The following is a 21,655-nucleotide window of genomic DNA, read 5'->3' as shown; positions in this document are numbered from 1 at the left end:
GGAAGTCCGCAGCGGTTCCCGGAGTTATCCGTGAGAATCCCTTGAGGACCCCGAAGTTGCTGCTCCAGCCCGGTGCCCTGTAATTAGATGAATGGAGCAAATGTGACCGGCGTCACATCGCTGCGAGCCCCATCCAGGAAGGCGATGTTCGGACATGCCGGGTACGGTGCTGGCAGGCAACCGGCACACGCGAGAGACTCAAGGGTCCGGGGGAAGATTGAGCACGACGACGAAGGGACTCGCATGCAGGAGCTCCGACTCGTCGCGGTGAGTGAGGACGGGACCTATCTCGTGCTGGCGACAGCCGGCCGGGGTACCCGGTTCACGCTGCCCGTCGACGACCGGCTCCGTGCTGCCGTCCGCGGCAACTTCTCCCGTCTCGGCCAGTACGAGATCGAAGTGGAGAGTCCGTTGCGCCCCAAGGAGATCCAGGCCCGGATCCGTGCCGGCGAGACCGCGGAGGAGATCGCCAACACGGCGGGAATCCCGGTCGAGCGCGTGCGATGGTTCGAGGGTCCCGTGCTCCAGGAACGTGAGTACATGGCACAGCAGGCGCAGCGCTGCGCCGTACGCCTGCCCGGCGACTCCGCTCCCGGTCCCACCCTCGGCGACCTGGTCGCCGAGCGGCTGACCCGCCGTGGCGTTCCCGCCGACGAGATCGAGTGGGACTCCGCCAAGCGGGACGACAACCTGTGGCGCATCAAGCTCGGGTTCGTGTGGAACGGTCACACGCGCAACGCCGAGTGGCTCTTCGACCCGCGCCGGCGACACATCACGCCCCACGACGACGAGGCCCTGCGGCTGTCCAGCGGCGAGGACGTCGAGCCGTTCGAGGACACCACGGTCACGCCGTTCGTGCCGCGCGTGGCCAAGCTCGCGCCGGTGCCGCCGCTGGCGCCCGAGCCGCTGAGCCAGCCGCCGGTGGCCTTCCCCTCGGTCCTGCGGCACGAGACCCCGGCCCAGCCCCGGCCCGCCTACGCGCAGGCCGAGACCGCCGCGCCCCCGGTGCCCTCGGTGCCGGCCGTGCCCTCGGCGCCGTCGCCGTCCCCGGCCGCCTACCAGCAGCCGCCCATGCCCCCGCTCCCCGCCGGGTACGAGGCGCCGAGGGTGTCGGTGCCGCCGCTGCGCGCTCCCGACCCGGCCGGATACCAGCAGGAGCGGGCCCCGGAGCCCGCCGCTCCCGCGGCCCAGGGGCCCGATCCCGCCGCGCGGGTCAGGCCTCCCGAGCCCGTGCTGCCCGAGCCCCTCGCCCCGTACCCACCCCCGTACGAGCCGGTCGCCCCGGTGGCGCACGAGCCCGTCACGTACGAGCCGGCCGCGTACGAACCGGTCACACCGGCCGCGTACGAGCCGCGCACCGCGCCTGAGCCGGAGCCCCCGGCGCCCGTCGCGCCGCAGCCCGCCGTGCCGCGGCCCGTCTCCGCTCCGCAGCCCGCCGCGACGGTGGCCGAGCCGCCCGTGGTGGCGGCCGGACCGTCCGTGGCGACCGCGCCCGAACCGCCTGTGGTGACCGCGCCCGAACCGGCGCCCGCCGCGCACGGATCCGGCACCGCCCCGGAACAGGCCCTCCCCCGGGAGCCGTCTCCCGAGCGGGGACCGGCCGCTCCCCCCGGAGCGGCGGTCGCCGGGCCGGAGACAGTGGCCGAGCCCGTGGCCGAGCCCGCGGTGGCGAAGGCGCCTGAGGTCGTACGGGCACCGGAGGTCGCCGAGGTCGCGAAGCCCTCGGCGTCCCCCGCCGCGGCCACAACGGAGCCGGCCGAGGCCGCCCGGGTCGCCCGGGTCGCTCAGGCCGCCACCCCGTCCGACGCCGCGGACCGGCGGTCCCCCGCCGCCGGAAAGGCCGTCGAGCAGGCTTCCGCGGAAGCGGAGAAGACCGTCGCGGTGAAGGAGACCCCCGCCTCCGAACCCGCGCCGGAGACCGGATCGGCCCAGGAGGGTTCGATAGCTGTACCGGCGGCGCGCGTCAGCGTGGACGAGCGGGCCAAGGCCGAGCCGGGCAGGCAAGAGACACAGGGGGACACGGGGGCCATGCAGGAGACCAAGGTCGACAAGCCCGCGGCGGAGAAGCCCGCGGAGCCGCCGAAGCCGGCACCGGCTCCGGCGCGGCCTGCCAAGAAGTCCCGGGGACGGCGCGCGTCCGTGCCCACCTGGGACGAGATCATGTTCGGCGCTCGCCGCCAGGACTGACCGCACCGACGCCGGGCGGGGGTGACCGGGACACCGGTCACCCCCGCCTCGTCGTGTGTCAGCCGCCCCCGGGGGCGTCCGGGGCGGGAACGGCGTCCGGAGCGCCGGAGGTGTCCGTGACGAGGAACGGGGCGAGCCAGGCGGGGGTGACCTCGGCGGCGAAGGCGGGCCCCTCGGCCTCGCCGACGTCGAGGGCCGCGTAGCCGCCGGTGCCCGCCCCCACGCCCGCGGTCACGGTCAGCAGACCGGCGCGGCGCTGGAACCAGGTCTGGCTCAGGGTCCAGCCGACCACGGCCCGCCGCTCCACCACCGCCTGGGACCGCCGCAGCGACCCCGACCGGACCGACAGGCGGCTCCCGTCGTACGTGTGGCCGAGGGACCGGTAGCGGTCGAGGCCGAGCGGTACGCCCAGCAGCGCGAGGAGCAGGGCCGGCACCGCGAGCACCCACCAGAGCCCGGACCACAGCAGGGCGGCCGTCACCGTGAAGGCGGCGATCACCAGCCAGGGGAAGATCGCCCGGAACAGCCTGCGCCTGCGCGCCGCCGGCGGGTGCGGCCGCAGCCCGGTGGCGATCGGGCCGATCGCCTCGCCCACCACGTCGAGCACGATGTCCCTCGGGGCGACGGGCATCAGCTGGCCCCGGGTCTCCGAGTCGCCGAGACCGGTCACGATCGCCCACGCGCGGCCGAGCCCCGCCCGGCGCTCGGCCGGTCCCTCGACGAACTCGAACCCCCGCACCCTGCGCCGCTCCAGCGACACGCTCCTGCGCGTGATCAGACCGCGCCCGGCGATCAGGTATCCCTCGCTGGCGCGGAGGGTGAAGTCCCAGTTGAACACCGCGTACATGATCACAGCGATCACCGGCATGGCGAGGACCAGCAGCACCAGGGCCGCGACGAGCAGGGGCGGGTGCTCCCAGATCCACTCCCCCGCGCCCACCACGACCCGCCTGTCGATCCTGAACTCGCTGCCCCACTGGAACGCCAGGCCCACGGCACCGGCCACCAGCGCGAACGGGGTCAGCAGGTAGGCGCCGGAGAGGGGACCGTACGCGAGCCACTTCCTCGGCATCACGAAGAACACCCGCTCGGGGGTCGTGTCGCCCACCTCGTGGCGGGTGGAGGATCCGGCGGGCGCGGCGGACGTGCCCGCGGTGAGTTCGTCGGGCGGGGTGGCGGAGACAGAGGCGTCCGCCGGAGCCGCCCCGCGCGCCTGGACGCGTCTCGCCGTCCGGGCGCGGGCGTGCCAGAGCAGCACGGCCTTGAGCCGCTCCCCCTCCTCGACGGTGACCCCGTCGAGCTCGCCCTCCTGCTTCTCGTCCCCGCCCGCGCCGGTGTCGATCCGCAGGACGGCGATGCCGAGCAGGCGGTGCAGCGGCGGGGCGCTGACGTCGACGCCGCGGATCCGCTCCAGCGGGATCGTCCGCACCGACCTGCTGATCAGCGACCGGGTGAGTTCCAGACGGTCGCCGACGATCTGGTAGGTGAAGGTGAGCCAGCGCACGGCCGCGAACACGACGGAGCCGACGACGGCCGTCGCCGCCCACCCGAACGATCCGAGGGAGAAGCCGCCGAGGAACAGGACACCGACCAGCGGCAGGAGGAGCGAGGGCAGCATCCGGATCGGGTCGGTCAGCAGCACCTTCGGGCTGAGCCGCAGGGGCCTCTCCGTCGGCGTCCTCTCCACCGGCGGGCCCCCTTCCGGTACGGCTCCCGTATCGGCCACGTCACCACCGGGCGTACGGGGGGATCCAGGCCCGCCACCGCCGGGCGTGTGCGGGGGCCCGTCAGGCGCGTGTCCGGCGGGTGGGCCGTCTGCGGGGGGACGGCCTGCCGGTGGACGGCTGGGATCGGGGGAGGATTCGGTCACGTCGCGTCGTCCCTGAGCTCTTCCGCGCGGCGGGCGAGGCCCTCGGCCAGCTCGGCGGCGACCTCGTACTCAAGACCCTTGATGGTGGACGAGCCCGCGTGGGAGGCGGTGCGGATCTCGACCGTGGCCAGGCCGAGCATGCGCTCGAACCAGCCCTGCGCCTTGTCGACCGTCTGGATCCTGCTGACGGGGACGAACACCCATTCCCTGCTGAGCCACCCGGAACGGGCGTAGACGACGTCCCCGCTGAACTCCCACCGGTGCACGGCGTACCGCCAGAACGGCTCGATAAGCGTGCCCGGGATCAGGAGCAGAACCATCAGCCACGGCAGCCACCAGATGTTGTCGAGCGCCCACCCGGGGAGCCAGGACCACCGGTCGTCGTCGATCCACCTGGCGAGGAAGAAGGAGCCCCCGACCAGGAAAACGGACCAGAACAGCCCCTCCAGCAGCCACAACGCGATGGCCTTGCGGGAGACCGGGTTGGCGGGGGCGCGCAGGGAGACTCCGGCTCGCCCGGGAGCGCCGGCGCGGCGCCCACCCGGCAGACCGGCCGCCCTGGCCTCCTCGGAGGCGACGCTGTGTTCAGCGGCGCTGTGCTCATCGGCTCGGTCGCTCACGCTGTCAGCCTAAACGCTCTTGTCCCGGCGGGCGTTCCGGCCACCTCACGGAAAACTCCACCGAGCACCGGGGAAGCGGCGCACCGGGGAGGCCGCTCGACGGGGAGCAGGCGCCACGGGGAAGACGGTGCGGCGGGGAGCAGGCGCACCGGGGAGAGACGGTGCGGCGGGAGAAGGCGGCGCGGCGGGCGCGGGGGCGGGTGCCCGGGTACGCCGGAAGGCGGCTCCCGGTCGTTCGCCGGCGACCGGAGGGCGTTCCCTCGCCTCCGCCCCTGCTGGGGCGCGAAAAGTGTCGGTGCCACAGGGCATGCTGGGGGTCCGATGATTACCGAGAGGCGCGAATGATGACCTATGCGATCCAGGCCGAGGGTCTGGTGAAGCGCTACGGGGAGACCCGCGCGCTGGACGGGGTGGATCTCGTCGTGCCGCAGGGGCGGTTGCTGGGCGTGCTGGGCCCCAACGGAGCGGGAAAGACCACCGCGGTGCGGGTCCTGGCGACCCTGCTGCGTCCCGACGCCGGCACCGCCAGCGTCGGCGGCTACGACGTGACGCGCCAGGCACACCAGGTGCGCTCGCTGATCGGCCTGACGGGCCAGTACGCCGCCGTCGACGAGATGCTCACCGGTGTCGAGAACCTGATGATGATCGGCCGCCTGCTGGGCATGACGCGTGCCGACTCCCGGGCACGCGCGAGCGAGTTGCTGAAGCGCTTCGACCTGTCCGACGCCGGGGGGCGTGCCACCAAGACCTACTCCGGCGGCATGCGCCGCCGTCTCGACCTGGCCGCCAGCCTGGTCGGCCGCCCCCAGGTGCTCTTCCTCGACGAGCCCACCACCGGGCTCGACCCGCGCAGCCGCACCGAGCTGTGGAGCGTGGTGCGCGGCCTGATGGCGGACGGCGTCACGGTGCTGCTCACCACCCAGTATCTGGAGGAGGCCGACCAGCTCGCCGACGACATCGTCGTCTTCGACCACGGGAAGGTCATCGCCTCCGGCACCTCGGACCAGCTCAAGGCGACCACCGGCGCGCAGGTCCTGGAGGTGCGCCCCCTGGAGGCCGGGCACCTCGACCTGGTCGGCAAGATCATGGCCGACGTGCTGGGCGAGACGCCCGACCTCAACGGGGGCAGGGCCACCGCCTCCGTCCACGACCCCGCCGTCGTCCCCGCGATCGTGCGCCTCCTCGACGACCAGGGCGTCGTCGCCTCGGAGCTCGCGCTGCGCAAGTCCAGCCTGGACGAGGTGTTCCTCTCCCTCACCGGCCGGTTGCCGGACGACGAGGGCAGCCCCGACGACGAGGGCACCCCCCGGAAAGAAGAGGCCTTCGCATGACCACGCTGACGACGACCATCCCGCAGGTGGCCGCCAAGCGCGTCACTCCCCTGGCCACCCTGCAGCAGACCATGACCTTGGCCTGGCGCAGTCTGGTCCAGATCAAGCACAACCCGTGGGAGCTGCTGGATCTGAGCATCCAGCCCATCATGTTCCTGCTGCTGTTCACCTACGTCTTCGGCGGCGCCATCTCCGGCTCCACCGGCGACTACCTGCAGTTCGCCCTGCCCGGCCTGCTCGTGCAGAACGCCCTGTTCTACACGCTTTCGACCGCCATCGGCCTCAACACCGACATCACCAAGGGCGTCTTCGACCGGCTGCGCAGCCTGCCCATCGCCCGCACCGCGCCCCTGTCGGGGCGCATCATCGCCGACACCGTCAAGCAGGTGTGGGCGTTCGCCCTGCTTATCGGTTTCGGCATGGTGCTGGGCTTCCGGGTGACGACCAGCGTCTTCGGCCTGCTGGGGGCGCTGGCCCTGCTGGTCGTGGTCGCCCTGGCCATGTCCTGGATGTCGGTGCTGATCGGCCTGAAGGCCTCCAGTCCCGAGAAGGTGCAGATGATCTCCTTCTCCACGATGATGCCGCTCACCTTCACCAGCAGCGCGCTGGTGCCCTCGGCCACCTTCCCGTCCTGGCTGAAGACCTGGTCGGACATCAACCCGGTCACGCATCTGGCGGACGCCATCCGCGGCCTTCTCATCGGTGGCGACGTCGGCCAGGCCACCTTCTTCTCGCTGCTCTGGGCCGTGGGATTCGCCGTCGTCTTCGCCCCGCTGGCGATCCGCGCATTCCGCAGCCACGTCTAGTCTGTCGGCAGGCCGGGCTCGGGGGTGACGCCCGCCGGACGAACGAAGAACTAGGGGTGGTCACGTGCTCGTGGTCCATGGCGTGTGGGTGGACGGGCTCGTGGGGGTCTGGGCGGAGGACACCGCCCAGACCCCCGCCTCCGTCTCCCGTGCCGCCCTGCGCCCACACCCCTTCGCGGCGTCCGCGGCCGCGCTGGCCACCGTCCTCGGTGGCATTTTGGGGGATTTATCAATAGAAGCCCTGAATGAGCCGCTAAGCGAAGTTTCGAGGGAGACCCTCCCCCGAGGTGCGGGCGGGGGCCGCGAGGCCGTGGCGGCCCCTCAGGGGGCCGCCACGGGTATCCCTGCCGCCCCGGGCACCCCCTCCGTCGCGCGAATCCCAGGCGTCACGGGCACCGGGACCGTCGCGACCCTGACGAACCCGACGAACCCGACGAACCCGACGAACCCGACGAACACCACGGCCGTCGAGCGCGAGCTGGTCGTCCTGCTCCCCGGTTCGGCCTCTGGCCCGCTGCCCTCTCCCGAGTCCGGTCTGGCGAGCCGGGCCCGGAATCCGAGGATCTCCGGCTGGCGGGTCCCCGCCCTGCTCTTCCGACCGGCCGGCGCGCTCCGCCTGCTCGGCTCGCTGTCGGACCTCGGCCCCGTCCCCACCGATCTCGGCACCGGTCCCGGCGCCGGTCGCGGGGCCGGGAGTGCGGGCGGCGCCGGGGATGCCGGGGATATTGGGGATGCCGAGGACCTGGCGTGGGAGCCCGCGCTCTCGCTGCGCTACCTCGCCGTGGTCGCCGAGCACGCTCGCGGCCTGGTCAGGCGCGGCCGGATCCTGCCGCAGCTCGTCCTGGAGGGAGAGGTCCACGCGGCCCGCTGGCGCCCGGTGCCGACCGGCGCCGACCTCGCCGCGCTGCCAGGTCTCGCCGGCGCGATGCCGCCGGTGTGCAGGGCGGTGGTCCGCGAGAGACCGGCGGGAGAGGTGCTGGGAGAGGCTCTGGACGGCCTGGTCGACGGCGCGGCGCGGCTGTCACTGCCCGGCCGCCTGATCCTCGGCAACCGTCCCGGCCTCAGGACCGCCCTGCCCGACCGCTGGCTGTACGCGCTGACCGGCGAGGACGCCTCGCTCCCCGCTGCGAGACAGGACGAGGCCACGGCGCTCGGCGAGGCCCTGACCGGCTGGTTCGACTCGGCGCACGAGCTGGGCGGACCGGTCAGGGTCTGCTTCCGGCTGATCGAGCCCGCCGACGACGGCGACTCCTGGCGGGTCGAGTTCGGCCTCGCCCCGGCGGACGACCTGGACGCCGTCCCCGGCGGGGGAGGCGACAGCGGCGAAGAGCATATGGGAGACCGGAGACACGAAGGCGGCGAAGGGCATCCCGGAGACCGTGAACGAGCAGGCGGCGGGGACCGTCCGGGAGACCGGGAACACGAAAGCGGCTGGGAGCATCCAGGGGACCGTGAACCGGAAAACGGCGGTAAGCCCCACGGAGACCGGGAACACGAAGGCAGCGGGAAGCTCCCGGGAGGCCGGGAACGCGGAAACGGCGCAAGCGACGAGGAGGGCGGGACCGGCCGGGGGCGTGCGGACCGCGAGCCCGTCCGGTATCTGTCGGCCGAGCGGATCCGGGCCGGCGAGCGGGCGCCGTGGCTGCCCGAGCGGCCCGGGGAGCTGATCCGCGCCGACCTCGGACGGGCCGTACGCCTCCATCCCGACCTCCACGTCGCGCTGCGCGCTCCCGAGCCGGTCGCCCTCACGGTCGAGACGGCGTGGGCGTTCTCGTTCCTCCGCAACGGCGCGCCCATGCTCAGGGCGGCGGGATACGGCGTACGGCTGCCGGCCTGGGCCGGACGCCAGGGGCTGGGCCTGAAACTGACCACCCGCACGCTCACCGGCGAGAGCGGCGAGAGCAGTGGGGACGGTGAGGGCGGCGACGGTGAGGGGTTCGGCCTCGGCGGGCGGGTGAGCGTCCGGCTGGACGTCGCCGTCGGCGACCACACGATCAGCGCGGAGGAACTGACCGCGCTGGCCGGGCTCCGCATCCCCCTCGTCCGGGTCAAGGGCCGCTGGGTCGAGCTGGACGACCAGCAGGTCAAGGCCGCCCTGAAGGTGATCGAGCAGCGCGGCGGCGGCGAGAGGACCGTCGGCGAGGTGATCCGCGAGGTCGTGGAGGGCGGCGACGAGAGGCTGCCGCTGATCGCGGTCGACGCGGACGGCCTGCTGGGCGACCTTCTCTCGGGCGAGGCCGACCGCCGTCTCACCCCGGTCGCCACGCCCCGGGCGCTGCGCGGATCCCTCCGCCCCTACCAGGAGCGCGGCCTGTCCTGGCTGAGCTTCCTGTCCGGGCTCGGCCTGGGAGGCATCCTCGCCGACGACATGGGCCTCGGGAAGACCATCTCGACCCTCTCGCTCCTGCTGTCCGAACGCGAGACCGGCACGCCCGCCCCGACGCTGCTGGTCTGCCCGATGTCACTCATCGGCAACTGGCAGAAGGAGGCGTCCAGGTTCGCCCCGTCGCTCCGTGTCCACGTCCACCACGGCGGCACGCGCAGGCGCGACGAGGAGCTGGCCGCCGCCGTACGGGAGGCCGACCTGGTCGTCACCACGTACGGCACCGCGCTGCGTGACCTGGGGGCGCTCGCGGGACTGGGGTGGGAGCGGGTGGTCTGCGACGAGGCGCAGGCGATCAAGAACAGCTCGGCGCAGCAGTCCAGGGCGGTGCGGTCCATTCCCGCCCGCACCCGGCTGGCCCTGACGGGCACGCCGGTGGAGAACCATCTGGCGGAGCTCTGGTCGATCATGGAGTTCTGCAATCCCGGCCTGCTCGGCCCGGCCAGGCGGTTCAGGACCCGATACCAGGAGCCGATCGAGACGCGGCGCGACCCCGACGCCACCGCGGCGCTGAAGCGGGCCACCGGCCCGTTCGTGCTGCGGCGGCTCAAGACCGACCGCTCGATCATCTCCGACCTGCCGGAGAAACAGGAGATGAAGGTCTGGTGCACGCTCACCCCCGAGCAGGCCGAGCTGTACAGGGCCGTGGCCGGCGAGATGCTGGGAAGGATCGACGCCTCCACGGGCGTCGAGCGGCGTGGCAACGTGCTGGCGACCATGACGAAGCTCAAGCAGGTCTGCAACCACCCGGCCCAGCTGCTGAAGGACGGTTCGCGGCTGGCGGGCCGGTCGGGCAAGCTGGCCCGGCTAGAGGAGCTGGCCGAGGAGATCGTCGAGGAGGGCGACAAGGCGCTGGTCTTCACCCAGTACGCCGCGTTCGGCGCCCTGTTGCAGCCGTATCTGGCCGCCCATCTGGACCGGCCGGTGTTGTGGCTGCACGGCGGGCTGCCCAAACGCAGGCGCGACGAGCTGGTCGAGCGCTTCCAGGGCGATGACGAGCCGATGGTGTTCCTGCTCTCGCTCAAGGCGGCCGGGGTCGGCCTGAACCTGACCGCCGCCACCCACGTGATTCACCTCGACCGCTGGTGGAACCCGGCGGTGGAGGACCAGGCGACCGACCGGGCCTTCCGGATCGGCCAGACCAGAAACGTCCAGGTCAGAAAGTTCATCTGCCTTGACACGCTGGAGGAGCGGATCGACGAGATGATCGAACGCAAGAAGGCCCTGGCCCAGAGCGTGGTCGGCACCGGCGAGGACTGGATCACCGACCTGTCCACCGACCAGCTGCGCGAACTGTTCCGGCTCGGCCCCGGGGCGGTGAGCTGACATGGACGACACCGGATCCGGCGACAGGCCGCGGGACGGGCGAACCCCCGAGGGGCGGGCCTTCGAGGAGCGAACCGGGAGCGAGCGAACTTCCGAGGAGCGGACCGGGGGTGAGCAGACCGAAGACGAGCGGGCCTTCGAGAAGCGGACCGGAGAGGAGGGGACCGGAGACGGGCAGGCCGGAGACGAAGGGACTGCCGGGGAACGGACCTTCGACGAGCGGGTCGGGGACTTCTACTCCCCCGCCGTCTCCCTGAACCGCCTGCGGCCCCGGCCCGACCCCACCGGAGCCCCGGCCGACCTGCTGCTGCGGACCCTCGAACCGCCCGCGGTCAAGGTACGGCACATCCCGCTGGTCGACCTGCTCAGGAAGCCCTACCGGGAGCTGGGCGGCGACTGAGACCTCGGGCCCGCCGGTCCCGTGGGCGGCCCGGCCGGCGGGAGCTCGGCGGACAGGCACCCGGCGGCCCGGCGGATGACCACTCGATGGACGGGCGGCCCGGCCGGTGAGCGGCTCGGCGGACAGGCACCCGGCGGGTGGGCGACTCGGCGGATGGGCGGTCCAGCGGGTGGCGGCCCGGCCGGTGGGTGAAACTCGTTTTGGAAGTCACTCCAACCCCTTCCGCCCCTCGATTTCCTGCTATTTCAGACTTTTTCCCTGCGGCAGAACCTCGCGATCCGGTCTGCACATCTTCCAGACCCGCGTAGCATCATCGGGCATGGGGCAGCCGAAAACGTCTACGCGCCGCCCGCGGCACACCTCGAAAGTGGCGGTGGCCGCGGCGCTCGTCGTCATGTCCTCAGGCTGCGGGATGGCGAGCGGCATGGCCTCCACGGAGCGGTTGCAGCTGGAGCCGATCAGCGTCTCCAGCTCTCAGGTCAAAGACGGCGGCCCCCTGCCGTCCGACTACTCGTGCAAGGGTTCGGCCGGTAACCCGCCGCTCCGCTGGTCTCGCGTGCCGGAGGGAACGAAGTCCGTCGCAATCGTGGTGGACAACAACTCCCGGACCGGCGGCGAGGTGAACTGGGTCGTTTTCGACATCGATCCGCGGACTAACGAGCTACCGGAGGGTAGCGTCCCGGTGGGAGCCGTGGAAGGGAGCACGACGAGCGGCAAGGTGGGCTATAGCCCTCCGTGCGACGCCCAGGAGAACTATCGTTTCACTGTCTACGCGCTGGACGGCAAGGTCGATCTTCGTAAGGGGACTCTCCTCAACGAGACCTTGAAGAGCATCGCGGACAAGACGATCGCCTGGGGACGGCTCACCGCGGCGCACATCGAGTGACTGGCCAAACACCGGAGGTAGTAATGGTTACCAATTCTTCACTTAGGGTGTGACAACGCTCATAGTGGTCCGACACAATCAGATCCAATGTCCAAGCGCAGGTGATGCATGGGGGCAGGTCGCGTCGATGGCCGCGCGATCTCACCGGCGCCGCTGTAAGGCCATGGCCTTGAGGGTGGTGCAATGATCGCGGTCGTAGTAAGCCTGGTCGCCGTCGTGCTCCTCGTGCTCGTCGTCGTGGCACTGGGAATGCGGTCGATGAACCGCAGGGAGAGCGCACTCCCCGCGGAGCGTCTACGAGAGATGGCGGAGAAGGAGGCGCTGACTCCGACCATGTCCAGCGACGACTTCGCCACCAGAGAACCGAAGATGAACCATTTCACCCCCGACCTCACCCCGTTCGACGAGCCGAAGCCGCCGCGCCAGCCGCGGCCGCCGAGCTCCCGGGGCAAGCGCGGGCTGAACGAGTTCGGCCAGGTGGACGACTACGACGACGACTACTGGACGCGGCTCCAGGCTGACGAGGGCGGTTTCGGAGGGTCCTTGGCGGCTCGGATGGGCGCGAGCCGTCCCGTCGAGCAGGAGGGCCAGAAGGCCGACCCCGACGCGGTGACCGTGCAGGCTCCGCTGCCGACCAGGCCCCAGCCGCCCCGCGCCACCCCGCAGCGGCCCCCGGCCCCACCGGCCAGGCCCGCCTCCGAGCCGGCCATCGCCTCCGCCTCGCTGCCCTCCGGTCTCTCCGACCTGGTCGCCCCGGTCCAGCCGAACCCGGCTCCCACGGCCGCCTCGCTCGCCGAGCAGAAGACCGTGACCTTCGCGGCTCCCACCCCCGGCGCCTTCGGTGAGGCCCGCCCCTCCCGGGCGAGCTCCCGTCGCGGCGGCAACAGGGCGCCCTCGCAGCCGGCCGCCCCGTCCCCCCAGGGCGGCTCGCCCCGGTCCGCCCAGAGCGGCCCGTCCAGGCCCGATCCGCTGAACGACCCGCTCGGCGGCTCCTACGCCCGTCGCGGCGCGGGTTCCGCGGCGAACGGCGCGGGCTCCCGGCCCAGCGGCGCCGCCTCCCCGGCGAACGGCAACGGCGCTCCCGGCACCCGCCCCGGCCCGACCGGCGGCCGTCCCGGTGGCGGCGGTGCCATCGGCGCCCCGATGCCGCCGATGGGGCCCACGACCAGCGGTGGCTTCCCCGCGATGCCCGACCCTCTCGCCGCCTCCTACCGCACCCCACCGCAGCCTCCCGGCACCGGCGGCCCGGCGGACAACCCGTGGGCCCAGGCCACGAACCCCTCCTCGGGTGGCTGGCCCGCGGCCAACACCGCCAACACCGCCGACATCCTCGACGACCCCGGCCCGTCCTACTCCTCGTACCAGACGCCGGTCTACAACGCTCCGACCACCGGCTCGTACGAGGTCAGCTCGGGCTGGGCCACCATCGAGGACGACGCGATCACCGGCCCGAGCCCGGCCGTCTCCACCTCGACCGGGCCCTCCCGGACCTTCTCCCCCACCCCCAACTCCCCGAACCGTCCGGCCGACCCGCGGGGCGGGGCGGCGGCGGGCGGATACGGCTACGAGCCCAGGCAGGCGAGCCCCGCCAGCCCGGCCGCCTGGCCTGAGCCCGGCGCTCCCAACGGGAGTGACGCGGCGAGCTGGCCGAGCTACGGCGAGCTCTACGGCACGGCACCGGCCCCCGAGGCCGCGGCCACCGGCACCGACGCGCGGGGCCGGGCCGGCTCGCGGGGCAACCACCACCGGGCTCAGGAGCCCGACTACCCCGACTATTACCGCTGATTCTCTCCGTCCTCCGTAAAGGCCTCGGGTAAACGCCCGGATGGCATGGGGCAGCACCGTAAGGTCTGCCCCATGGAGACGGACACGAAGAGCGACGGTGTTCTGACAGCGGGTGGCATCGGCTCCGTGCTGCGGCATGACCTGCCCGCCTCCCTGGTGGTCTTCCTGGTGGCCGTGCCCCTCTCGCTGGGCATCGCGGTCGCCTCGGGGGCGCCACTGGCGGCGGGCCTCATCGCCGGTGTGGTGGGCGGCGTGGTGGCGGGCTTCCTGGGCGGCTCCGTCGTCCAGGTGAGCGGGCCCGCGGCAGGGCTCTCCCTGGTGGTGGCCGACCTCGTGATCACGTACGGCTGGCGGGCCACCTGCATGATCACTCTGCTCGCGGGCGCCCTGCAACTGCTGCTGGGCGTCTGCCGGGTGGCCCGTTCGGCGCTGGCGGTCTCTCCCGCCGTGGTCCACGGCATGCTGGCCGGGGTGGGCGTGGTGATCGCCCTCTCCCAGCTGCACGTGGTGCTCGGCGGGAGCCCGCAGCGCTCAGCGATCGAGAACCTGATCGAGCTGCCCCAGCAGATCATCCACAACCACACGCACGCGGTCTTCGCCGGCCTGCTGACCATCGCGGTCCTGGTCGCCTGGACCCGTCTGCCGCAGCGGCTGCGGACCCTCCCCGCGCCGCTGGCGGCCCTGTTCGTCGCCTCGGTGACCGCCTGGGCGCTCGGCTGGGAGGTCACCCGGATCGACCTGTCGGCCAGCCTGGACTCCTGGGCCGCTCCGGTCTGGCCCCAGGGCGACTGGCACGGGATCATCGGGGCGGTGCTGCTCGTGGCCCTGCTCGCCGGGGTGGAGTCGCTGCTGTGCTCGGTGGCCGTCGACAAGCTGCACGACGGCAGGCGCTCCGACCTCGACAGGGAGCTCACCGGTCAGGGCCTGGCCAACATGGTGACCGGCGCGCTGGGCGGGCTGCCGGTGGCCGGGGTCATCGTCCGCAGCACCACCAACGTCCGCGCCGGGGCCCGCAGCCGCTGGTCCACGATCATGCACGGGGTCTGGATCCTGCTGTTCGCGGTCGGGCTGGGGTGGATGATCGCGCTGATCCCGATGGAGGCGCTGGCCGCGCTCCTGGTGTTCATCGGCGTGCAGATGGTCAACATGGGGCACCTGCGCAACCTGCGCGGCCACAGCGAGGTCCCGGTGTACGTCGTCACGATGGCCGGGGTGGTGCTGCTCGGTCTCGCCGAGGGCGTGCTGGTCGGGCTCGGCCTCGCCGCGCTGTTCGCGTTGCGCCGCCTCACCCGGGTGACCGTGCGGGCCATGGCCGAGGCCGACGGCCACTGGCACGTGGTGATCGCCGGCTCGCTGACCTTCCTGGGGGTGCCCACGCTCACCTCCGAGCTGCGTGCCATCCCCGCGGGGGCCTCGGTCGACCTCGACCTGAACATCGACTTCATGGACAACGCGGCCTTCGAGGCGATCCACGACTGGCGCAACGAGTACGAACGCGCCGGCGGGACCGTGAACATCGACGAGATCCACGACGAGTGGTACTCCATGGCGGCCAGCGGGGTCCGGGTGTTCCCCGCCAAGACGCCGCCGCGCGCTCCCGACCGGTGGTGGCTGCCCTGGTCCCACCGGCGGAACGGGCAGCGGACGAGCCGCCGGCCGCTGGTCGCCGCCCGGCACGCGCCCCGCGACGACACTCCCGCCAGTCCCACCAGTCCCACCAGTCCCACCAGTCCCGCCGTGCCCGACCTGCTGGCCGGGGCGCGGGAGTTCCACCGGCGTACGGCCCCGCTGGTCCGTCCCCTCCTGCACGACCTGGCGCGCGGGCAGGAGCCCTCGCATCTCTTCATCACCTGCGCCGACTCCCGCATCGTGCCGAACCTGATCACCGCCAGCGGCCCCGGCGACCTGTTCACCGTCCGCAACCTCGGCAACCTGGTGCCCCGGCTGGGGTCGGTGCCGGCGGACGACTCGGTGGCGGCGGCGATCGAGTACGCCACGGGCGCGCTCAACGTCCGCACCATCACGGTCTGCGGGCACTCGGGCTGCGGGGCGATGGCCGCGCTGCTCAGCGGGGGTGAGAAGGCGGCGGGCCTGCCCGCGTTCGGCCGCTGGATGCGCCACGGCAACCACACCCTGGCGCGGTTCATCGAGGGAGAGAGCGCCGGTGAGGACGACGGGCCGCTGGACCGCCTGTGCCGGGTCAACGTGATCCAGCAGCTGGAGAACCTGCGGACCTATCCGCAGGTGGACCGGCTGTTCCGCGCCGGGCACCTGGAGCTGGTCGGCCTGTACTTCGACATCGGCACCGCCCGGGTGCACCTGCTGGAGCATCCTCCGATCGCAAGCCGTCCGCTCTGAGCGGATGGCTTGCGCCACGGGTGAAAGCCTGTGGTCACGCACCGGCCGGGCGCGCAGGATGAGGCGCTATGAGAATACTGGTCATCGGTGGCTCGGTCTTCGTCGGCCGGGCGGTCACGGAAGAGGCGCTGCGGCGCGGGCACGAGGTCACGACGTTCAACCGGGGGCTCAGCGGGGTGGACCTGCCGGGCGCGGAGGCGGTGAAGGGCGACCGCGGGGTGGCGGCCGACCTGGACCGCCTGGTGGAGGGCCGGGAGTGGGACGCCGTCATCGACGTCATCGGCAGGGTCCCGAAGCTCGTCGGCGAGTCGGTGCGCAGGCTCAACGGCCGGGCGGGCGTCTACACGTACGTCTCCAGCATCTCGGCGATAGCCGACTTCCCCACCAAGGAGTGCGACGAGAGCTCACCGCGGTTCGAGTGCGCGCCGGACGCGGGGCCGGAGGACGGCGAGTACGGCGCGCTCAAGGCGGGGTGCGAGCGAGCGGTGGAGGAGGGCTTCGAGGGTGAGGCCCTGATCATCCAGCCGGGTCTCATCCTGGGCCCGTACGAGGGCGTGGGCCGCCTGCCGTGGTGGCTGGACCGGATCTCCCGGGGCGGGCGGGTGCTGGCACCGGGCGACCCCGGCCGCGCGATGCAGGTCATCGACGTGCGCGACCTCGCCGCGTTCGTCCTCGACCGCACCGAGGCAGGGAAGGCCGACCGCTTCCTCGCCAGCGGGGTGCCGGGCAACATCACCTACGGCGGCTGGCTCGCCGAGTGCCGCGCGGTGACCGGCTCCGACGCCGAGTTCGTCTGGGCCGACGACCGGTTCCTGCTCGACCGGGAGGTGCAGCCGTGGACGGAGTTCCCGCTCTGGGCCCCGGACAGTCCCGACTTCGCCGCCGTCTGGTCGCCGTCGTCGGCGAAGGCCCTCGCGACCGGGCTCACCTGCCGCCCGGTCGCCGAGACCGTACGTGACACCTGGGCGTGGCTCCGCGACGTCCCCCCGGCGGAGCGGGTGTTCGGCAGGCACGGCATCGATCCCGAGAAGGAGGCCAGAATCCTCGCCGAGTGGGCATAGGGGTCTCCATGGAGATCCAGATCACTTTCGACGCCAACGATCCGCCGTCGCTCGCCGCCTTCTGGGCCGAGGCCCTCGGTTACCGCCTCCAGCCGCCCCCCGAGGGGTTCGACAGCTGGGAGGCGTGGGAGGAGGCTAGGGCATCCCCGAGGAGAGGCGTTCCAGCCGGTCGGCCATCGTGGACCCGGCCGAGGGGCGGCCCCGCTTCTACTTCCAGCGCGTGTCCGAGGGCAAGATCGCCAAGAACCGCGTCCACCTGGACCTCAACGTGAGCGGCTCGCCCGATACGTCGTTGGAGGAGCGCCGCAAGCTCGTGGAGGCGGAGGCGGGACGGCTCGCCGCCCTGGGGGCCGTCGAGGTGCGGACGGTGGAGGAGTACGGCGAGTACTGGACCGTCATGACCGATCCCGAGGGCAACGAGTTCTGCCTGCAGTAAGCATGCATTTCTACGCATACATCCTGTAGGTGGACGCATAGATTCATCGCTGTCCGGCTCCGTCCCCCGAATGCCGGACGGCGGCCCACGCTCCCAGGGCCGGGGGTGGGGGGCGACCGATTCCGCCCTCCACCCACCCTGCCCTGCGCCGTGTCACGCGCGGCGGGTGTGCCTCATCGTCCAGTTGGTCTCCCAGGTCTTCTCTCCGTCGGCGGAGAACGCCTGCTCCCACAGGGCCGATGTCGGTGTGATCTCCGACCATGTGTAGCGCATCCGGATGGGCGTGCCCTCGTGGGTCTCGTCGCCGTTGAACACCCCCTTCCCGTCGGCGAACGCGCCGAAGACGGGGTTGTGGAGGACTCCGGTCTCACTGTTGATCCAGTAGATCGCCCACAGCTCGCGCTCGACGTCGAAGGTCCTTATCGACACCCCCTTGAAGCCCTTGGTGGGGAAGGTGATCTCGTCGAAGACGCCCGCGCCGTCGAAGAAACCCTGGCAGACGGCGACGCTGGGAAACTCCTCCCACTCGTCCCTCCCGCTCAGGGGTGCGAGGAGCCTACGGTTCTCGATGTCCCAGCTGCCGTGCAGGAAGTCGAAATCGCTGTTCATGACAGAAGGTTAGAACCACCCACCGGCGCTTGGGGGGCGCACGGGAACTCCGGATACCGGCGGATCCGTCCGTGAGTGTGCCCCGCCGCGCCGCCGAACGCCTCGGCCGGTGCGACGCCTCGGCCGGTGCGACCGCCGCGAGCTCCGCCCCGGCCCGCCGGGCACGCGACCGGCCGCCGATCCGCCAGCTCGTCAAGACCCTGAACCTGCCGCCGTCGTTCACCCTGCCGAACGGCCGGAGCTGGACCCCCTGTGACGAGCCGGGCCGGGAGCCGCAGGTCGAGGGCATGGTCGTGGACCAGGAGAAGGACGTCCTCTACGCGGCCCAGGAGGACGTCGGCATCTGGCGGATGCGCGCGGACCTCACCGGGCCCCCCGTGCTGGTGGACAAGGTCCGCGAGTACGGCGTGCCCGGCACCTACGACCCGGTGGCGGACGAGTGCACCTCCGGCACGGACCCGGGCTACGGCGGGCAGCGCCTGACCGCGGATGGTTCTGGTGTGGACGCCTGCCGCATCCGGCGCCGGCGCCTCCCAGGCGTGCCGGAACAGGCCGGCGCTCGCGGAGGCGCCCCCGTCCGGACGCGCGTACGGGTACACGGGTACACGGGTACACGGGTACACGGGTACACGGGTACACGGGTACACCGTGTGCGACCCGGTCCCGGATCGGGATCCGAACGACGCTCCCGATCCGGCCGCGCTCCCGATCCGCCGCGCTCGCGGCCGAGGTCGCGCGGAGGTGCGGGAGACGGCGAAGACCCGCCACGGGGCGACGGGGACCCGGTGTCCGCGCCGGGCACGCGCCGAGGAAATGGGAACGCCGCCGCGGTAACGCGGCGGCTCGCCGATCGGCACGGACGAACACCGGGACTCAGCGGGAATCAACCGGTTCGGCACTCCCCGGCCGGGGCGTTCTCACCGGCCGTGCCGACATCGATCAGGCCGCCCACATCACCCTGGCCCGGCCCGAGAGCGGGCCGGGCCAGGGTGGCCGGAGGTCGGGGGCCGGGGGTCGAAGGACGGGGGGCGAAGGATGAGGGATGAGGGCCGGGAGGCGAGGGCCAGGGGCCGGGTGACCGTCACCTGCTCCCCCGGCTCCCCCGGCGCCCGCACGTTGTAGGCGAAGACCGTGGCCTTCGACAGCGCGAGCAGCGGGTTCTGGTTCTCGGCCGGGATCTGGTCCCTGAGGTCGCCGGGCACCCAGGTCCGCGCCACCCCCTGCGGGATCAGCTGGCCCACCAGCACGCCGCCGTCCTCGTACATCGCCGTACATCGCCGCGTCGATCGTGATGTTGTCGGCGGCATGCTCTCTGATCATCTTCTCGGCGGTCTGCGGGGTGTCCGGCTTAACCCCTTCCATCTTGACGCCGTACTTCGCGGTGAACGCCTTGGCCACCTCTTCGATGTCGCCGCTGGAGTCGCAGACCAGCACACCGCCCTCCTTCTTCGCGGCGGCGACCAGCGTGTCCAGGTCGAGGTTCGCGTCGAGCGAGGGTGCGGGCAGCGGCTGCCGGGCGGTCGTCGCCGGCGAAGGGGCGCCGGTGGCCGTGGAGGGCGCGCAGGCCGCGGCGGCGAGTGCCAGCAGCGCCACAGGGATGATCTTTCTAGTACGCCACACGGTAGCGTCACTCCTTCCGCCCATCGGGGTCGCAGGCGCCGCCAAGCACCCCGACTCGGCGCCACGGTGGGGTCAACAATGAACATCATGTGAACAGATTGTCAAGACATTCTTACTTTTAAGGTACACCCGACACGCCCTCGTTACCGGACGGGAGACCGGCGAGCCGACCCGAATCGGCCATTGGTCAGGACATTCTGACGTCAGATATCATCCGACGGTGACTGCGACGAGATTGGACATCGACCTCGACCGGTCGAGCCCGGTTCCCCTGTACTTCCAGGTGGCCGAGCGGATCGCGGAGGCGATACAGACGGGCGAGCTGCTCCCGGGCGCCCGGCTCGACAACGAGATCCAGCTCGCCGACCGGCTGGGGCTTTCACGCCCGACCATCCGCCAGGCCATCCAGTACCTCGTCGACAAGGGGCTGCTGGTCCGCAAACGCGGCGTCGGCACCCAGGTCGTACACGGCCAGGTCAAGCGGGCGGTCGAGCTCACCAGCCTCTATGACGACCTGCGCAGGGCAGGGCAGAAGCCGATGACCAGGGTGCTGTCCATCGACACCGTCGCCGCCGAGGAGAGCATCGCCGAGGCCCTCGGAGTCGCGCCGGGCGCCGCGGTGCTCCGGCTGGAGCGGCTCAGATACGCGCTGGGGGAGCCGCTCGCCCTGCTGCACAACTGGCTGCCCCTGGGGCTGACGCCCCTGACGGCCGAGACCCTGGAGTCTCGCGGGCTCTACGAGCTGCTGCGCCTGTCCGGCGTCCGGATGCGGGTCGCGAACCAGCGGATCAGCGCCCGCGCCGCCACCCCGGCCGAGGCGCGGCTGCTGAACGAACGCCGCGCCTGCCCGCTGCTCACCATGGTCCGCACGACCTACGACGACCAGGGCAGGGCCGTCGAGCACGGCTCACACGTCTACCGCGCCTCCCACTACTCCCTTGAGGTCACCCTCGTGGAGCGCTGAGCACGACGCCGCTCCCGGCTTCAGTACGGTGATGATGATAGATAGTCAGAATGTCAGGACAAACTATTGACGGTTCACTTTTCGTTCATCTAGAACTGGAGGCCCCTGTTACAGGAGCCGCCATGCGTGTGGGTTTGCTGGGCCTTGGTCGGATAGGCATGTTCCATGCCACCACCCTCTCGACTCTCGTCGACGACCTCGTCGTCTCCGACGCGGACCTCACCAGAGCCGAGGAGGTAGCGGGACGGCTCGGCGCCAGGGTCGGAGACCCCTTCGACGCGGACGCGGTGGTGATCGCGACCCCGACCTCCACCCACGCGGAGGCGCTGCTGCGGGCATGCGACCGGGGAGTGCCGGCGTTCTGCGAGAAACCCGCGGCCCCGACCGTGGCGGAGACCCAGCGGGTCCGCGAAGCGGTCAGACGTGGCGGCGTCGCCGTTCACATCGGCTTCCAGCGGCGCTTCGACGCCGGTTACGTCGCCGCGCGCGAGGCGCCGCGCGCCGCGCTGGTCAAGGCGGTGGCGTCCGCGCGCACCACGGTCGTCCACGTCGAGACCGTCCCCGGCGGCGGGTCCGGCGCCCAGGCCTGGTGGGACGTCCCCATCGCCGAGGTGTCTGGACTGGCCGGGACCCGGGCCGCACGTGAACACTACGGCGAGGCCAAACGTGATCAGCGGCCCTACCTGTGACGGGGTGGACAGCGGCGTTCGCCGTGGTGGCGGTCCTCTTCGTGCTGATCAGCGGAGCCAACGACGGAGCCACCCTGATCAGGCTGGGGCTCGGGTTCCCCCGCTCGCCGGGATGGGTGATCGCCGGGCTCCTCGTGGTGGTGCTCTTCGCCGGGCCGTACGTGCTGGGGGTCGCGGTCGCGCGGACCTTCACAGGAAGGCTGGCAGGACTCGGCACGAGCGGCGGAGCGGCGGCGTTCCCGGCCGGGGTGGTGACCGCGGTGATCGTGGACGGCCGGCTCACCCCCGTCCTGGGCGGCGCCACCGCCCAGGAGAGCCCTGGCC

At 72.2% G+C, this 21,655-nt stretch carries 19 protein-coding genes; 15 read left to right on the top strand and 4 right to left on the bottom strand.

Features of this window, described 5'->3' with window-relative positions:
• The first annotated feature begins 243 nt into the window (after positions 1-243).
• Positions 244-2,187 (top strand): septation protein SepH, encoded by a 1,944-nt coding sequence (sepH, locus tag ACSC1Q_RS29905; RefSeq protein WP_436762025.1) that lies wholly within the window; start codon positions 244-246, stop codon positions 2,185-2,187.
• A gap of 58 nt (positions 2,188-2,245) precedes the next feature.
• Here the strand turns inward: sepH and ACSC1Q_RS29900 are convergent, their stop codons facing one another.
• A complete protein-coding gene (locus ACSC1Q_RS29900; RefSeq protein ID WP_436762024.1) occupies positions 2,246-3,874 on the bottom strand; it encodes a PH domain-containing protein in 1,629 nt (542 codons plus the stop codon).
• A 179-nt stretch (positions 3,875-4,053) separates the two neighbouring features.
• On the bottom strand, positions 4,054-4,677 hold the full coding sequence (locus ACSC1Q_RS29895; protein WP_436762023.1) for a PH domain-containing protein: 624 nt from the start codon (positions 4,675-4,677) through the stop codon (positions 4,054-4,056).
• Between the two features lie 344 nt (positions 4,678-5,021).
• On the opposite strand from ACSC1Q_RS29895, the gene ACSC1Q_RS29890 reads away from it, so the two are divergent.
• From ACSC1Q_RS29890 to ACSC1Q_RS29845, 10 genes are all read left to right on the top strand, one after another.
• Positions 5,022-6,008 (top strand): ATP-binding cassette domain-containing protein, encoded by a 987-nt coding sequence (locus tag ACSC1Q_RS29890; protein ID WP_436762022.1) that lies wholly within the window; start codon positions 5,022-5,024, stop codon positions 6,006-6,008.
• Positions 6,005-6,814, top strand: a complete 810-nt coding sequence (locus ACSC1Q_RS29885; RefSeq protein WP_389917649.1) for an ABC transporter permease — start codon at positions 6,005-6,007, stop codon at positions 6,812-6,814. Before ACSC1Q_RS29890 ends, ACSC1Q_RS29885 begins: the two co-directional genes overlap by 4 nt.
• Positions 6,815-6,878: 64 nt before the next feature.
• Positions 6,879-10,523 carry an SNF2-related protein gene (locus tag ACSC1Q_RS29880; protein ID WP_436762021.1) on the top strand — a complete coding sequence of 1,215 codons (3,645 nt, stop codon included), beginning with the start codon at positions 6,879-6,881 and terminating at the stop codon, positions 10,521-10,523.
• A 1-nt stretch (position 10,524) separates the two neighbouring features.
• Complete coding sequence (locus tag ACSC1Q_RS29875; protein WP_436762020.1) at positions 10,525-10,923, top strand: hypothetical protein; 399 nt, start codon at positions 10,525-10,527, stop codon at positions 10,921-10,923.
• A 319-nt stretch (positions 10,924-11,242) separates the two neighbouring features.
• Entirely contained in the window at positions 11,243-11,809 is a 567-nt protein-coding gene (locus ACSC1Q_RS29870) for a YbhB/YbcL family Raf kinase inhibitor-like protein (protein ID WP_436762019.1), read from the top strand.
• Between the two features lie 183 nt (positions 11,810-11,992).
• Positions 11,993-13,594 (top strand): hypothetical protein, encoded by a 1,602-nt coding sequence (locus ACSC1Q_RS29865; RefSeq protein WP_436762018.1) that lies wholly within the window; start codon positions 11,993-11,995, stop codon positions 13,592-13,594.
• Between the two features lie 72 nt (positions 13,595-13,666).
• Positions 13,667-15,952, top strand: coding sequence for a SulP family inorganic anion transporter (locus ACSC1Q_RS29860; protein WP_436762017.1), 2,286 nt, complete (start codon positions 13,667-13,669; stop codon positions 15,950-15,952).
• 68 nt (positions 15,953-16,020) lie between these two features.
• Positions 16,021-17,013 (top strand): NAD-dependent epimerase/dehydratase family protein, encoded by a 993-nt coding sequence (locus ACSC1Q_RS29855; RefSeq protein WP_436762016.1) that lies wholly within the window; start codon positions 16,021-16,023, stop codon positions 17,011-17,013.
• 8 nt (positions 17,014-17,021) lie between these two features.
• A complete protein-coding gene (locus ACSC1Q_RS29850; RefSeq protein WP_436762015.1) occupies positions 17,022-17,285 on the top strand; it encodes a VOC family protein in 264 nt (87 codons plus the stop codon).
• Positions 17,192-17,449 (top strand): VOC family protein, encoded by a 258-nt coding sequence (locus ACSC1Q_RS29845; RefSeq protein WP_436762014.1) that lies wholly within the window; start codon positions 17,192-17,194, stop codon positions 17,447-17,449. Before ACSC1Q_RS29850 ends, ACSC1Q_RS29845 begins: the two co-directional genes overlap by 94 nt.
• A 153-nt stretch (positions 17,450-17,602) precedes the next feature.
• On the opposite strand, the gene ACSC1Q_RS29840 is transcribed toward ACSC1Q_RS29845, so the two are convergent.
• Both ACSC1Q_RS29840 and ACSC1Q_RS29835 read right to left on the bottom strand, forming a co-directional pair.
• Entirely contained in the window at positions 17,603-18,058 is a 456-nt protein-coding gene (locus ACSC1Q_RS29840; protein ID WP_436762013.1) for a hypothetical protein, read from the bottom strand.
• Between the two features lie 953 nt (positions 18,059-19,011).
• On the bottom strand, positions 19,012-19,323 hold the full coding sequence (locus ACSC1Q_RS29835; RefSeq protein ID WP_436762012.1) for a hypothetical protein: 312 nt from the start codon (positions 19,321-19,323) through the stop codon (positions 19,012-19,014).
• 125 nt (positions 19,324-19,448) lie between these two features.
• On the opposite strand from ACSC1Q_RS29835, the gene ACSC1Q_RS29830 reads away from it, so the two are divergent.
• From ACSC1Q_RS29830 to ACSC1Q_RS29815, 4 genes are all read left to right on the top strand, one after another.
• Positions 19,449-19,760 (top strand): hypothetical protein, encoded by a 312-nt coding sequence (locus ACSC1Q_RS29830; RefSeq protein ID WP_436762011.1) that lies wholly within the window; start codon positions 19,449-19,451, stop codon positions 19,758-19,760.
• A 138-nt stretch (positions 19,761-19,898) separates the two neighbouring features.
• Positions 19,899-20,642 carry a GntR family transcriptional regulator gene (locus tag ACSC1Q_RS29825; RefSeq protein WP_436762010.1) on the top strand — a complete coding sequence of 248 codons (744 nt, stop codon included), beginning with the start codon at positions 19,899-19,901 and terminating at the stop codon, positions 20,640-20,642.
• A gap of 50 nt (positions 20,643-20,692) precedes the next feature.
• A complete protein-coding gene (locus ACSC1Q_RS29820; RefSeq protein ID WP_436762009.1) occupies positions 20,693-21,331 on the top strand; it encodes a Gfo/Idh/MocA family protein in 639 nt (212 codons plus the stop codon).
• A partial coding sequence (locus ACSC1Q_RS29815; protein WP_436762008.1) for a hypothetical protein occupies positions 21,328-21,655 on the top strand: 328 nt, incomplete at its 3' end. The genes ACSC1Q_RS29820 and ACSC1Q_RS29815, both read left to right, overlap by 4 nt.

It is taken from the genome of Streptosporangium heterodermiicola (genome assembly GCF_051390675.1).
Taxonomy (GTDB): domain Bacteria; phylum Actinomycetota; class Actinomycetes; order Streptosporangiales; family Streptosporangiaceae; genus Streptosporangium.
Note: the sequence above shows the minus strand (reverse complement) of the source record. Positions and strands in the feature narration are given on the sequence as shown.